9 protein-coding genes are annotated in these 13,542 nt (G+C 59.0%); 5 read left to right on the top strand and 4 right to left on the bottom strand.

The window, feature by feature from the left end; genetic code table 11:
• The first annotated feature begins 131 nt into the window (after positions 1-131).
• The 4 genes from BLL38_RS28725 to BLL38_RS28740 all read left to right on the top strand — a co-directional run bounded on the left by BLL38_RS28725 (position 132) and on the right by BLL38_RS28740 (position 8,906).
• Positions 132-7,694 (top strand): hemagglutinin repeat-containing protein, encoded by a 7,563-nt coding sequence (locus tag BLL38_RS28725; protein ID WP_346243189.1) that lies wholly within the window; start codon positions 132-134, stop codon positions 7,692-7,694.
• Between the two features lie 11 nt (positions 7,695-7,705).
• The gene (locus BLL38_RS28730) at positions 7,706-8,020 is read left to right on the top strand and encodes a hypothetical protein (protein ID WP_056859634.1); all 315 of its coding nucleotides are present in this window, start codon (positions 7,706-7,708) and stop codon (positions 8,018-8,020) included.
• Positions 8,021-8,082: 62 nt separating this feature from the next.
• A complete protein-coding gene (locus BLL38_RS28735) occupies positions 8,083-8,337 on the top strand; it encodes a hypothetical protein (RefSeq protein WP_040268219.1) in 255 nt (84 codons plus the stop codon).
• Between the two features lie 20 nt (positions 8,338-8,357).
• A complete protein-coding gene (locus tag BLL38_RS28740; RefSeq protein ID WP_076965242.1) occupies positions 8,358-8,906 on the top strand; it encodes a hypothetical protein in 549 nt (182 codons plus the stop codon).
• A gap of 263 nt (positions 8,907-9,169) precedes the next feature.
• Here BLL38_RS28740 and argC read toward each other — a convergent pair whose 3' ends face one another.
• Positions 9,170-10,105 (bottom strand): N-acetyl-gamma-glutamyl-phosphate reductase, encoded by a 936-nt coding sequence (argC, locus tag BLL38_RS28745; protein ID WP_076965243.1) that lies wholly within the window; start codon positions 10,103-10,105, stop codon positions 9,170-9,172.
• 113 nt (positions 10,106-10,218) lie between these two features.
• Between argC and BLL38_RS28750 the strand changes: the two genes are divergently transcribed.
• On the top strand, positions 10,219-11,103 hold the full coding sequence (locus BLL38_RS28750; RefSeq protein WP_076965244.1) for a LysR family transcriptional regulator: 885 nt from the start codon (positions 10,219-10,221) through the stop codon (positions 11,101-11,103).
• Positions 11,104-11,147: 44 nt separating this feature from the next.
• Here BLL38_RS28750 and BLL38_RS28755 read toward each other — a convergent pair whose 3' ends face one another.
• The 3 genes from BLL38_RS28755 to BLL38_RS28765 form a co-directional block, all read right to left on the bottom strand.
• Positions 11,148-11,924, bottom strand: a complete 777-nt coding sequence (locus tag BLL38_RS28755) for a nucleotidyltransferase domain-containing protein (RefSeq protein WP_076965245.1) — start codon at positions 11,922-11,924, stop codon at positions 11,148-11,150.
• Between the two features lie 79 nt (positions 11,925-12,003).
• The gene (locus BLL38_RS28760; protein WP_076965246.1) at positions 12,004-12,450 is read right to left on the bottom strand and encodes a GNAT family N-acetyltransferase; all 447 of its coding nucleotides are present in this window, start codon (positions 12,448-12,450) and stop codon (positions 12,004-12,006) included.
• A 98-nt stretch (positions 12,451-12,548) separates the two neighbouring features.
• Positions 12,549-13,325 carry a phytanoyl-CoA dioxygenase family protein gene (locus BLL38_RS28765; protein WP_159439773.1) on the bottom strand — a complete coding sequence of 259 codons (777 nt, stop codon included), beginning with the start codon at positions 13,323-13,325 and terminating at the stop codon, positions 12,549-12,551.
• Between the last annotated feature and the right edge of the window lie 217 nt (positions 13,326-13,542).

A 13,542-nucleotide genomic window follows, 5' to 3' on the forward strand; every position in this document is an offset into this window, starting at 1 on the left:
TAGAAAAGGTAAGATTGTTCACGTCGGGGGCTTAGTTTTTGTTGGTGTGAGAGCTTACATTTTCTAAGATCCTCGACTCCTTTTCCAGCCGGTCAGATTTTTTCTACACCCTTAAATGCGAAGAGCCGGTTATCTCCGGCAAGGGCCTGGACGCATCGCAGACCGACTTTACCGATGTCATCGCACGCTCGGTCGAGGTCAATGCCGGTATCTGGGCCAAGGACCTGCGGGTGACCAGTGGCGCCAACCAGGTCAATGCCGACAATACCCAGGCGACGGTCATCAACGGTTCCGGCGATAAGCCCCAGGTCGCCATTGACGTGGCGCAGCTGGGTGGCATGTATGCCGGCAAAATCAAGTTGGTGGGTACCGAAGCCGGCCTGGGCGTGCGCAATGCCGGGCAAATAGGTTCGAGTGCCGGCGATGTGGTCATCAGCGCCGACGGGCGCCTGGGCAACAGCGGGCAAATCAGCAGCAGTCAGAACCTGCAGGTGGACAGCCAGTTGGGCATCGATAACAGCGGTTCGCTGTACAGCAAGGGCGCCGCGACGCTGTCCAGTCGTGGCGATATCAACAACCAAGGGGTGGTGGCTGCGCAGCAGGACTTGACCCTGACCGCCCAAACCATCGACAACGCCAGCAAGTCGATATTGGGCGCAGGTGTGGCAGCTGACGGCGCGGTCAGTGGCAATGGCGCACTGCGCGTCAGCGCCAGCCAGACGCTCAAGCACCAAGGCTCGGCGATTGCTGCCGGGGATCTGCAGTTGAGCGCCGAGAACCTTGACCTCAATGCGAGTAAGACCGCTGCGCACAATGTCATGCTCACTGCCCGCACGGGCGGCGCTGACTTAAGCGGTGCAGCGTTGGACGCGACAGGGACGTTGAGCACAGCGGTGCGACAAACCCTGACCACCGACAGTGCCAAAATCAACACCGAAGGTGTGCAATTGGCCGCCGGCAGCCTGTCCAACCGCCAAGGTGAAATCGTCCAGGTCGGCAAGGGCGCCACGGTGATTGCTGTGTCCGACAGCCTGGATAACACCGAAGGGCGCATCGCCAGCAATGCGACCGACGTACGCCTTTCGGCGGCGCGCCTGTCCAATGCCAAGGGCAGGATCGAGCATGCCGGCACGGGCAGTCTGACCCTTCAAGGCCAGGCGTTACAGGGGGACCATGGGGACATACACAGCAACGGTTTACTGCAAGTCGCGGTTGCTGATGCCGTGCTGGACGGCGCCAGCACCGTGGCGCGGCAGATCCAGATCGACAGCCATCAACTGTCCAACCGGCAGGGGAAAATCCTGCAGACCGGCACGGACACCCTGCGTATCACCACCACCGGTTTGCTCGACAACACCGGCGCCACCCTGGCCAGTGACAGTGACGTCAGCCTGACGGCGGATCGCTTGCTCAATCAGGGCGGTACGGTCCAGGCGGCCGTCACCGGCAACCTCAATATCACCGCGCATACGCAGCTGGACAATAGCGCAGGCACCCTGGCTGCGGCCAAAGGCGCACACCTCAGTGCAGGGCAACTGCTCAATGGGCAAGGCAAGATCACCGCCGGCGACAGCCTGGTGGTGTCTGGCGAGCAGTTGAACAATGACCACGGCACACTGGCGGCCAAGGGTACACTCAGTGTCAGTGGCCATTCTCTGAGTAACCGCCAAGGCACTGTGGGCTCGGTCAGCGGTCCGCTGGGTATTACGCTGAGCCAGGGCGCTTTCGATAACGCCGCGGGCGTTGTGCAAACCCAGCAAGGCGTGACGATCAGCAGCCAGGGCCTGAACAATGATGACGGCTTGATCAGTGGCGCGGCCTTGTTGCTGGACAGCGCTGTGCAACGACTGTCGAACCAGCGTGGCGCCATTATTGGGAGCGGCACGGTGGACCTGCGCAGCGGTGAGTTGAACAACCAGGCCGGGCTGATCCAGGCCAAGGGCGCGATGACGCTCGACACCCATGGGCAAACGTTAACCAACACCGATTCGGGCAGCGCCAACGGCATCCTTGGCCAAGCCGAGGTCAACCTCTCGACAGGCTATCTGAACAACAGCGCCGGCTTTATCGGCAGCAAAGGCGACGTGGCGCTCCATGCGGCGCAGATCGACAATCTTGCCGCCGGTGTGCTCAGCAGCGAAAAATCCATTCTGCTGACCGGCAACGCCTTGAATAACCACGGCGGCCAACTGCAAAGCCTGGGCAATGCGCGCCTGGATATCGGCAGCGGGCGTATTGATAACCTTGGTGGTCTGTTGCGTGCCGGCGGCACCCTGACGGTCGATGCCGGGCAGTTGGACAACCAGCAGACCACAGGCGCCAACCAGGGCGTGGAGGGGCAGTCCTTGGCTCTGAATCTGGCTCAGTTGCTCAACCGCTCGGGCGCCATCCGGGCTGATCAGAATCTGAGCGTCCACAGCAGCGGCCAATTGGATAACAGTGCGGGCTTGATCTCGTCGAGCAAGCAATTGTCGATCAGCGCCGACCAGTCGCTGCTCAACAGCGGCGGCACGTTGATCGCAGGGGAAAAACTCGGCCTTACCAGCGCCAGCCTCAGCGGTGACGGTAGCGTGTTGAGCCTGGGTGATATTCGCCTCGACCTGGCTTCGGGACTGGTCAATACCGGCAAGCTGCAAGCCAACGGTAATCTTGAGCTGAGCCTGCAAGGCACGCTCGACAACCAGGGTGGCGTTCAGGCCGGCAAGCAGTTGCGGGTATCGAGCGATGGGGTTGAAAACCGCGCCAATGGCGAGATCAGTGCCGCGCAAGTGACCCTCGATGTAGGGGATACCCTGAACAACCGTGGCGTGATCGATGCCCAGATCACCCGGATCAATACCCAGGTGCTCAACAACCTTGGCAGCGGCCGTATTTATGGTGATCACGTATCCATTGCGGCGGGGCAATTGACCAATGATGTGGAAGATGCCCGCGCGGCCGTGATCGCCGCGCGCGAACGCCTGGACATTGGCGTCGGGACGCTGGTCAACCGGGAGCACGCCATGCTTTTCAGCGCCGGTGACCTGTTGATCGGCGGCGCGCTGGATGCCCAGGGCCAGGCCACCGGCCAGGCCGGGCTGGTGCGTAACGCCAGCGCAAGCATCGAAGCACTTGGTGGGCTGAGCCTCAACAGTGCCGAGTTGCGCAATACCAACGAACACTTTAGCACGCAAGTGGTGGAGGTCAGCCGCGAAGGCGTTCAGGAGTTCCAGCACACCGGCTCTGCCAATCGCTATCGCCCGGATCAGATCTCACTCTACAACGACGAAGTCAGCCACTTGGTCAGCCCCGAGGGCGTGTCCGATAACTACAACCGCTACGACTACACCCGCACCACCACTCAAACCCAGATCCTCACCTCGGACCCGGGTGAAATCCTTTCCGGCGGCTCAATGCTGTTGACTGCCAATTCGGTGTTGAACGACAAGAGCCGAATCATCGCCGGCGGCACGTTGGTGGGCACTATCGGACAGCTCAACAACACCGAAGTCACCGGGCAGCAGACGGTGACGGACAGTGGCACGTTCAGCCATTTGTATCGTATCCATCGCAAGGGCCGTGACCGTCAGGGCCGTTCGACAGCCGCCTACAACCCGGCCGCCAGCGTCACGGATATTTTCCTGCGGCCAACCCAGTACCTGCAAAACACCACCCATACCGGCAGCGGTTTGCAACTTGGCACGCGCCTGACCAGCAGCGTCGATCAGGCTGCCGGCGGTGCCAGTGCGGCCAAGGTCAATGTGGGCAATGGCCGAGCGCCTGGCCCGGTGCTGGAAGTGGCGGCGTTGCAAGCGACGGCGGCGGGAGGCGTGGGTGAGTCAATCCGTACCGGCGGGCTTAATGTGCAGGTGCCGGACAACAGCCTGTTCCACCTCAACCCCCAGGCCAACCCCAACTATCTGGTGGAGAGCGACCCACGGTTCACCAGTTATCGTTCCTGGCTGTCTTCCAGCTACATGCTGGACCGGCTGCAACTGGATCCGGGCCTGACCCTTACGCGGCTGGGTGATGGTTTCTATGAGCAAAAACTGATCCGCGAACAGATCGCCCAACTCACCGGCAGACGCTTCCTCGACGGCTACGCCAATGATGAAACCCAGTACCGCGCGTTGCTCGACAGTGCGCTGACCTACGCCGGCAAGTGGAACCTGGTGCCGGGTGTGGCGCTCAGCCCTGAGCAAATGGCCCAGTTGACCAGCGATGTCGTCTGGCTGGTCAAGAAGGACGTGACCCTTGCCGACGGCAGCGTGACCCAGGCGTTGGTGCCGCAGGTGTATGTGCGGGTGCGCGACGGCGACCTGGACGGCTCCGGTGCACTGATGGCAGGCAACGTCGTCGACCTCAAGCTACAAGGCGACCTGGTTAACCGCGGCACGATCGCCGGGCGCAGTGTGCTGGCGATTTCCGCCGACAACCTGCAGAACCTGGGCGGGCGCCTGTCCGGTGGCGAGGTGCAGGTAAAGGCCCGCACTGACTTGAACAACCTCGGCGGGTTGATCGATGCCGCCACGCGCTTGAATACGGTCGCCGGTCGCGATATCAACCTGGTGTCCACCACGCGCAACACCGTAAGTGCCCAGGGCACCGCCACAGGTATTTCGCGGGTTGCCGGGTTGTTTGTCTCCGATGCCAAGGGCGAACTGGTGGTGAACGCTGCGCGCGATATCAACCTGAGTGCGGCGCAGATCGTCAGTTCCGGCAAGGACGGCAAGACCACGGTGGTTGCTGGCCACGATATCAACCTGGGCACAGTGACACAGAGCCGTGAACAAAGTGTGCAATGGAACGCCAGTAACTGGCGCAAGGACGCGAGCCGCACCGATGTCGGCAGCGTTATCCAGGGAGAGGGCGAGGTCCGCCTGATCGCGGACAATGACCTCAATGCCCGAGGCGCCAAGGTCGTCAGCGAACAGGGCGGGGTGACCGTTTCGACCGGGCGCGACGTCAATTTAAGCACCAGCCAGAGCTACAACTTTGTCGACGAGGCCCATAAAGTCACCGGCAGTAACAGCCTGTTCTCCAGCAAGACCACCACGACCCGTGACACCGTGAGTGAAACCCGCGCCCAGGCCACCACCCTCAGCGGCGAGACCGCGTGGGTCAAGGCCGACAATGACTTGAATGTGCGCGGCAGCAACGTGGTCTCCACCAGTGGCACCACCCTGGTGGCCGGGCACGATGTGAATGTGGTGGCCGCCACCGACCAGCTCAGCGAACAGCACTTCAAGCAGGTCAAGCAAAGCGGGCTGTTCAGCGGTGGCGCCATCGCGGTGACCATCGGCAGCCAGCAGCGCAGCGACCAAAACCGTACTGACAGTGAAACGGCGGCGGCCAGCACCATCGGCGCCACCGATGGCAACGTGAGTATCCTGGCCGGCAATGCCTACCGTCAGGTCGGCAGCCAAGTCACGGCGCCCAAGGGTGACGTGGACATTGCAGCGCGCTTGGTCGATATCCTTGAGGCCCGTGACCAGCAGCACATCATCCAGGAGACCAAGTTCAAGCAAGGCGGCCTCACGATTACCGTGACCAACCCGGTGATCGAAGCCGTGCAGACCGCCCAGCGCATGAAAACCGCGTCCGACCGCACCGATGATGGCCGGCTCAAGACCCTGGCGCTGGTCAATACCCTGATGGGGGCGGGCAACGGCTATATCCAGTATGACAAGGACCCGTCCATGGCCGGCGGCATCAATATCAGCATTTCGGCCGGCACCAGCAAAAAGGAAAGTAAAACCGAGCAGACCTCCAATTCGGCTGCCAGCTCGTCGGTGTTGGCCGGTGGTGATGTCAACATTACCGCGGCCGGCGCCGGCAAGAACAGCAACCTGACCGTACAGGGCAGCCAGATCACCGCCGGCCATGACGTTAACCTCAAGGCCGACGGCACTATTGCCTTGCTGGCCGCGCAAAACACGGTGCAACAGCGCACGACCGAAAAGGGCAGCAATGCCAGCCTTGGGATTGGCATTGCCATCGGCGGCCAAACCACTGGCATCAGTTTTAACGCCGGGGCGTCCCAAAACCGCGGCAAGGCCGATGGCGATGATGTGGTCTGGAGCAATACTCATGTGGACGCCGGTAATAAGGTCTCGCTCGATTCCGGTGGCGATACCCGACTCAAGGGCGCAGTGGTGAGCGCCAAGCAAGTCACGGCCGATGTCGGCGGTGATTTCAGTGTCGAAAGCCTGCAGGACACCAGTACCTACAAGGCCAAACAGACCAGCCTGGGCGTGGGTGTGAGTATTTGCGTGCCGCCATTCTGCATCGGCTCATCGAGCTTCACGTTGAGTCAGAACAAAGGCATTCAGAAATCCAACTTTGAAAGCGTCACTGAGCAGAGCGGTATTCGGGCCGGCGATGGTGGTTTTGATATCCGGGTCAAGGGCAACACCCACTTGGTGGGCGGCGTGATCGCCAGCAACGACAAGGCGATTGCCGATGGCAAGAACAGCTTGAGTACCGGCTCATTGACCACCGCTGACCTGCACAACAGCGCCAAGGCCAGCGCCGACAGCAGTGGGCTCACCCTCAGCAGCGACTTTGTCGGCCAGGGCATGTACGGCGCCAGCAAGGCCTTGTTCAGCAACTACCTGGATGCAGGCAAGGCTTCGGACTCTTCCGAGGGCAACACGCGAAGCGCGGTAAGTGCCGGCAATATCTTCATCGCCGATGCCTACCGCCAGCAGCAATTGACCGGCCGTGATGCCAGCCAAACGGTGGCCAGCCTTAACCGTGACACCGCCCATTCCCATGTCGGCGCCGCGCGCCAGGACCTGGACAAACTGCAGCGTACCGCCGAGGCGGAGCAGTCGATCAAGAATGAGGCCTATCGCCAAGGGGTGCAGTTTACCGATGAGGCGTATCGCACCATGTTCAAAACGCCGCCACAGATGTTGGCGCTGGAGCTGGATGAACAGGGCAATGTGAAGGAAGGCGCGGACCACAAGCCGTTGTTCCGTGTAGTGGGTGATGCAGAAAAGCAACACCTGCAGGCGGATGAAAACAACGTGGTCAACGTAGCCCTCAATGGCATTTTCAACGACGACAAAGCCGCAGCAAAATACGCGGCTCAGCATCGCGACCCTGGCGCGACCGGGCCACAGTATTTCATGTGGTTTCCGACAGCGGGTAATCGAATGTCAGAGCTGCTGGTTGCCGGGTATCAGAAGGCGATGGATAACGACTTTTTCGGCTTGACCAACTACACCGCGGCCTCGCGTCAGCTGCAGCTCGACTATGGCGCCACTGGCTTGCACCTGACAGAACACAGTCGCGGCACTATGACCGGTGGCAACTCTCGACAATCCATTTACAACATGCCTGATGCTGCCGGGTTACTCAGCAAGACTACGGTGTATAACTTCGGTGGGGCGTTCAATGTTTACACCGCCGATGAGCAGTTGGCCTTTTTGCAAAACCGTTCGGCCGTCACCGACCCCGTCGAACAGGCGAAGATGGTTCTTAAATACGAAGTTCATAACAACGATCCGGTGGGCAGATGGTTCTTCATGGGCAATAACCCGGGTACAGGCGGCGTAATACCTGAGGGCAGCAGCTTGCTCAAGGAGTTGGGCAATGTCTTCACCGGTGATACGACCATGCACAGCTGTTATGGCAATGGTGCGCAAGCCTGTGCAAGGTATTGGCCGCAAGGCAAGCCGGTACTGGTGCCTGTCAGCCCGAGAAAATAAGGAGATTGATCATGTGGCTTAAACCTGTGGCATTGGCGCTGCTGCTTGCTCCCCTCGTCACCGCCTGTTTCAGCGAGCCCTTTCAGCCCCCGGCGGCTGACGCGGACTTATGGGAGAAACCCGGCGCGAGCAGCAAGGATGTCTTGGCCTCCATGTTGGCTTGCGGTGAGAAGAATGGCTCCGGCATCGATCCCAATGCCAGCTTCCAGGAGCGGGCGCAGCGCTTTGTGTGTATGAAGCGCGCGGGCTACACCCGGCGTGATGGTTTTGACGTCTGTGCATTGCGTACCCAAGAACCGTTGAAGGCCTGCGAGTCGGCGCAATGAAACTCCAAAAGAACCGCCCTGTTTTTAAGGGCTCGTCACTCAACACGATAGGGACATCACCTGTGAAATATGCAATCTGCGCCACCTTGCTGCTGTCGCTCAGCGGCTGCCTGACCATGTCGGGTGAATACACCGTGACGGCTCACGACGCCTCCGGCGCCCAGATAACCAAGCTCGGCACCTTCACCGCCGAGGGCCATAACATTTACCCCATACGCAATGCGTTCTGCCTCAACGCACCGGGGGCAACGGTCATCATTCGCGATGCCCGGACCGGCGAAGAACTGCGCAGCGAAAGCCCTTATCACTGCCGTTAAGCCTCAAAAAAAGGATTTCCATGAGAGCGTTTCTGATAGCAGGCCTGGCCGTGGCCGTGAGTGGCTGCGGCAATATTTCCAATATCCGTGCTTACAACACGCCCTATGTTGAACCCACAGCAGGGGATACTGCACGCTTGCGTGTGATCACTAATGGCATGGCGCGCGGCGTGCCGGGCCGTGACTGCATCGACTGGCGTGTGCCTGGCGCCGGGGTGATGGCCGTGTCCGAATCCGGCTTTGCGGGTCAGAATAATGGCCGCAGCCTGGCCATGCCCGAGAGCAACCGCCGGGTGGAGGCGCAAGGCTCGGCGCGTAGCGAACTGAAGGTGCCGGCGAACAAGCCTTTTGCCATGAACTTCCAGAGTGAGGGCTATGTTTCCGGCGGCAATTCCTATAGCTGCAGGCAAAGCTTTCACTTCACCCCCAAGGCCGGGCAAGATTACGAACTGATCCTGCTCGACGGTGGCCAGTGCTTGGTCGCGTTGCAGCGCTTAAACCCAGCTGGGAAACCTGAAAACGAGCCTGTTGAGAAGGCAGGGCTGTGTAGAGCACTGGATGCCTTTTAGCTTAGCGTATTCAGAATTCCAGCGATAGGTGGCTATCCGGACATTGCGGATAGTTCAAACCTAAACGTGAGCCGAATCAATGCGCATCGGGGGCGTGGCCTTTAGCCGACTTGACATACCAGGCGTATCCAAGAGGCAGAGAAGTGAGCCAGCTTGCACTTGCGGAGGAGGCAAGCTGGGCGAAACCAGAACCGAGTTGCTCGTCCGCTTTTGGCCGGTTGCTGCCTGTCATGGACGACCGTTTAACCCCAAGCCCGACTGGATTACAAATTGCTTCCTGCAATCATCAAGTCCAGATTCTGCACCGCCGCTCCAGCGGCTCCCTTCCCAAGATTGTCAAACACCGCAGCCAACAAAACCTGCCCCGTCTCATCATTCTCACACACCACCAATCGCAAACTATCCGTCCCGTTAAGCGCCTGAGGATCAAGGTACGTCAACTCTTTAGACTCTTGCATCGACATCACCTGTACATGGTCCGCACCGATGTAGTGCTGCATAAGGCACGCATGCAACCGCACCGCATCCACGCCCGGCGCCAACAACCGAAGTTGCAACGGTATGGTCAGCACGATCCCCTGACGAAAAGCCCCATAGGCCGGCACAAATATCGGCCGTTCCATCAGACCGCTTTGCTGCTGAATCTCCGGAATATGTTTGTGTGCCAGCCCCAGACCATAAACCTGAAACGACGGCCCCTGTGACGCGCCTTCTCCCTCATGCTCTTGCACGCCGACGCGGCCTTTTCCGGAATAGCCCGACACCGCATGAATGTTCGTCTGGAAGTTCCTGGGCAGCAACCCGGCCTCCAGCAATGGGCGCAGCAACCCTATCGCCCCCGTGGGATAGCAACCGGGATTGCTGACCCGCCGCGCCATGGCGATGTGCTGGGCCTGTTGCGAGTTCATCTCCGCAAACCCATACGTCCAGTCTGGATGAGTGCGGTGTGCCGAACTCGCATCGATCACCCGAACGGCGGGGTTTTCGATGCTTGCTACAGCGTCGCGTGCGGCTTGGTCAGGCAAGCAGAGAATCGCGATGTCGCAGGCGTTGATGATTTCGGCGCGACGTTGCGGGTCCTTGCGGTGTTCGGAGCTGAGCGTGATGAGCCGCAGATCGGTCCGGTCGCGTAGACGTTGATGGATTTGCAACCCGGTGGTGCCTTGGTCGCCGTCGATGAATATAAGGGGGCTTGCCATGGAATGCTCTCGGACATAGGAAATCAGGAGTTCCAATCTTCAGTGCAGGGTTAAGATAGGAAAAGTTGAATTTATAAAAGATGAGATTCAGTTTTTCTGAACGAGGAATGACCATGCGCGAAATCAGCCTGGACCGTCTGCGCACGTTGGTGGCCATTGCCGACCTGGGTTCGTTTGCCGAGGCGGCCCGTGTGCTACACCTTGCGCCACCCACGGTTAGTTTGCATATCGCCGACCTGGAGTCGCGGGTTGGCGGCAAGCTGTTGTCGCGCACGCGTGGGCGCGTTCAGCCTTCAGCGATTGGAGAAACACTGGTGGATCGCGCGCGGCGCCTGTTGGCAGATGCAGAGCAGGCGCTTGAGGACGTGGAGCGTCAGGTGCAGGGCTTGGCCGGGCGTGTGCGCCTGGGTGCCTCCACAGGGGCTATCGCACAGTTGTTGCCGCAAGCTTTGGAGACGTTGAGCCAACGCCATCCCGCTATCGATGTGCAGGTCGCGGTGCTCACGTCGCAAGAAACTTTGAAGAAGCTTGCCGAGGGCTCTTTGGAGATCGGCCTGGTCGCGCTGCCACAGACCCCAGTGAAGGAATTGCGGATCGAACCATGGCGGCGGGACCCGGTCATGGCCTTCTTGCCGGCACGCTGGGAATGCCCGGATGTTGTGAGCCCCGGTTGGCTGGCCGCTCAGCCATTGATTCTGAATGACAACACTACTCGGCTTTCGCGCTTGACCTCGGAGTGGTTCGCCAGTGATGGACGCCAGCCCACGCCGCGTATTCAACTGAACTACAACGATGCGATCAAAAGCCTAGTGGCGGCCGGTTACGGTGCCACGTTGTTGCCGCATGAAGCCTCCACGCCATTGCCCGATACCAGGATCGTCATGCGACCATTACAACCCTTATTGTGGCGTCAACTCGGTATTGCCCACCGTGGTGGGGACGTCGAGCTGCCGACGCAGCATGTGCTGGATGTGTTGTGGGGGTTGAGTGCGGGCTAGGGCGATCTTGTCAGAGAAAGGACCGCTTTCGACCCACAGCAGACCTAACCGGTTTCTGAAGCCATCCAGGTCAAAAAATCATGGACCTGAGTCGTAAACTCTTTTGGCTTCGCGTATGGGTTCCTTGCCTGGGACAAGAAAAAAGAGATCTGCATTCTCATGCACGGGTAATGCTGAACAAATAGCTCGACATGCTCCTCCAGTGTTTGCGGCCACATCAGGTCCTGTTCAGAGCGAAGTACTTGAGTTGACCGGATGAGTTTGCGCGAGGCTTCGCGTTGCAGGCGTAGGGATTGCGTCGGTGTGGTCGCCTGATCGATAAGATCGGCATACCGGGTCAGTACGGATTCAAAATCACCATTCACGGCAATGGCGATATCACGCGACGGCTTGAACCGGTCGAAGCGCTTGGCCAGATCATTCCCCCATAAGCAACGACAGTGATGCTTGAGCCAATAACCCCAGCTCAATCGATTGTTGGCCGCCAATACTTCAGAACGGCTACCGATGTCGAAATCGATCTTGGTGACTTCGGTATGACGACTTTCCAGCGTGCGCTTTTTCGACTCGAGCATTTCCAGATCCTGCGATTCAGGAGAGCTGTGCAGAACAAGGGTTAGGTCTAGGTCGGAAACTCCCGGTACGGCGTCGCCTCTAGCGACGCTGCCATAAAGATAAATCCCATCCAGCAGAGGTTCCGACTGGGCGAGCGTCATGCAAACGTCCGCCAGCAAAGCCTGAAACTGTGGCTGCACCTCGACGTTGGACACGGTGAGGATATAACCGTCTGCATCAATGCCACGAGGATGGAATCGTTCCATGAAGCCGTCCGAGAGTTGTGTTCAGGGAGGTACTTTAACAGAGACGATAGTGGCTGCTTTTGGCCGATAACTGCCTGGCTCAGGCGTCCCCAAGCAGCATGATATGGGTGGCGTGGGCATCATCTGTTCGTTTGAAACCACAGTGCGTATAAAATGCGTTTCCTTCAGACGTATCGGTGGAAAGACGCACGATCTGAAACCTGAGAGCGGCACGTTCAATAAGCGCCTTTACTAGCGTCTGTCCGACGTGTTGCCCTCTTGACGAAGCTGCGACGTACACCCGTCGCAGTCTTGCCGCATTGTTGTCAGCATATGGATCAACTGAAAGACCTCCGATGCCTATCAGTTGCTGGTTCAAATATGCCGCCATCAGACACTCGCCGGGTGCATCAAAGCGATTTGCTCCGGAGTGCCACTCGGTAATCAGGCGGGTGAGAAACCTGAAACCCTCTCCAACCGCCTCCTTTTCCAGCGTCAGAATCTGTGGCGGAAGGTGTGCGAGCTGTTGAATCTCAAATCGTTTCATATCGTTCCTAACCTGGTGTGAAGCTCGTTTGCTGCTGAGAATCTTCGTGTGTACGCGGTGAGCGTTGCAAGGAGCTGCAATCGACCCATAGATGACGCTCAGGAATTCACGATCCGTTTCTCTACAGTGCCCCGGTAGAACGCTAGAAGATCTTCTCTAGTCGCTAGGGACAATGTTTCGTCCGCCTGGCAACGAAGAGTCGATGAACACAAACCAAATTGGATGACGATGACGTCCCGTTCCTGCTCACTACGATTGGGTGAGCCGCCGTGCAGAGTTGCGGAGTGCAGTGCCAGACAGGCGCCAGGAGCCACATCAGGATAAAGCGCGGTTTCGACAGGTGTGTCGGTTTGAATGTGGGAGCCCGGAACTACCGCTGTGCCGCCATTGCGAGCAGACATGAACTGAAGCGGGATCAATAACCGCAAAGTGCGTCCGTCATGGCTGGCAAAGTATTTATTGTCAGCATCCCGGTGCCACCCGATGGCAGGGTCAACCTCGCTGGGTTTGCGTGTGAGGTTGCAGAAATGAAACAGCAGATCGCTAGAAGCGCATTCGAGTAGTTCGGCGACGCAGGTCCAGATGGACTTCTGGGAGAGTAGCCGCGCAAAGCGGGGCTCCAGGGCGATGAGGTCGCCGATAATGAACGGTTCGTGCCTCCATCGATCTGGGTCAATGTCTGGATTGCGCTGTGGATGTTGCCGGCTAACGTCACCAATAGTGATCCCAACAGATAACGCAGTCGGATCACCGCTCCGATAGCGATCAACCAATTCGGTGACCAGCTCTCGTGCGAACGCTAGTTCTTGTTCACAAATGAGTCCGGGTATTACTGAATAGCCATGGGAGGCAAATTTCACAGTCCTTGTGTTCAAAGCAGACTCCGTAGTCGATGTTTCAGGTGAGGCGAGCCTACGACCGCACAGGCGGGGCGTCCATCTTTGTCCGCTTTTGGCCGATTACAGCCCGCCGCAAAGGACTGCGCTCGGTATCTACCCTCCCATAAATAAAAACAAACATCTCACACGTTCATTCACCCCCTGCCCCCTCTGCCATACCCCCATTCCCAGCCCCCCCCCACTCAACAAAAGA

It is taken from the genome of Pseudomonas gessardii (assembly GCF_001983165.1).
GTDB lineage: Bacteria > Pseudomonadota > Gammaproteobacteria > Pseudomonadales > Pseudomonadaceae > Aquipseudomonas > Aquipseudomonas gessardii.

Excerpts from the sequence above, each read along its gene's own strand:
- BLL38_RS28730 (WP_056859634.1), top strand. The coding sequence starts at position 7,706 with ATGTGGCTTAAACCTGTGGCATTGGCGCTGCTGCTTGCTCCCCTCGTC.
- BLL38_RS28740 (WP_076965242.1), top strand. The coding sequence starts at position 8,358 with ATGAGAGCGTTTCTGATAGCAGGCCTGGCCGTGGCCGTGAGTGGCTGC.
- argC (WP_076965243.1), bottom strand. The coding sequence starts at position 10,105 with ATGGCAAGCCCCCTTATATTCATCGACGGCGACCAAGGCACCACCGGG.
- BLL38_RS28750 (WP_076965244.1), top strand. The coding sequence starts at position 10,219 with ATGCGCGAAATCAGCCTGGACCGTCTGCGCACGTTGGTGGCCATTGCC.
- BLL38_RS28755 (WP_076965245.1), bottom strand. The coding sequence starts at position 11,924 with ATGGAACGATTCCATCCTCGTGGCATTGATGCAGACGGTTATATCCTC.
- BLL38_RS28760 (WP_076965246.1), bottom strand. The coding sequence starts at position 12,450 with ATGAAACGATTTGAGATTCAACAGCTCGCACACCTTCCGCCACAGATT.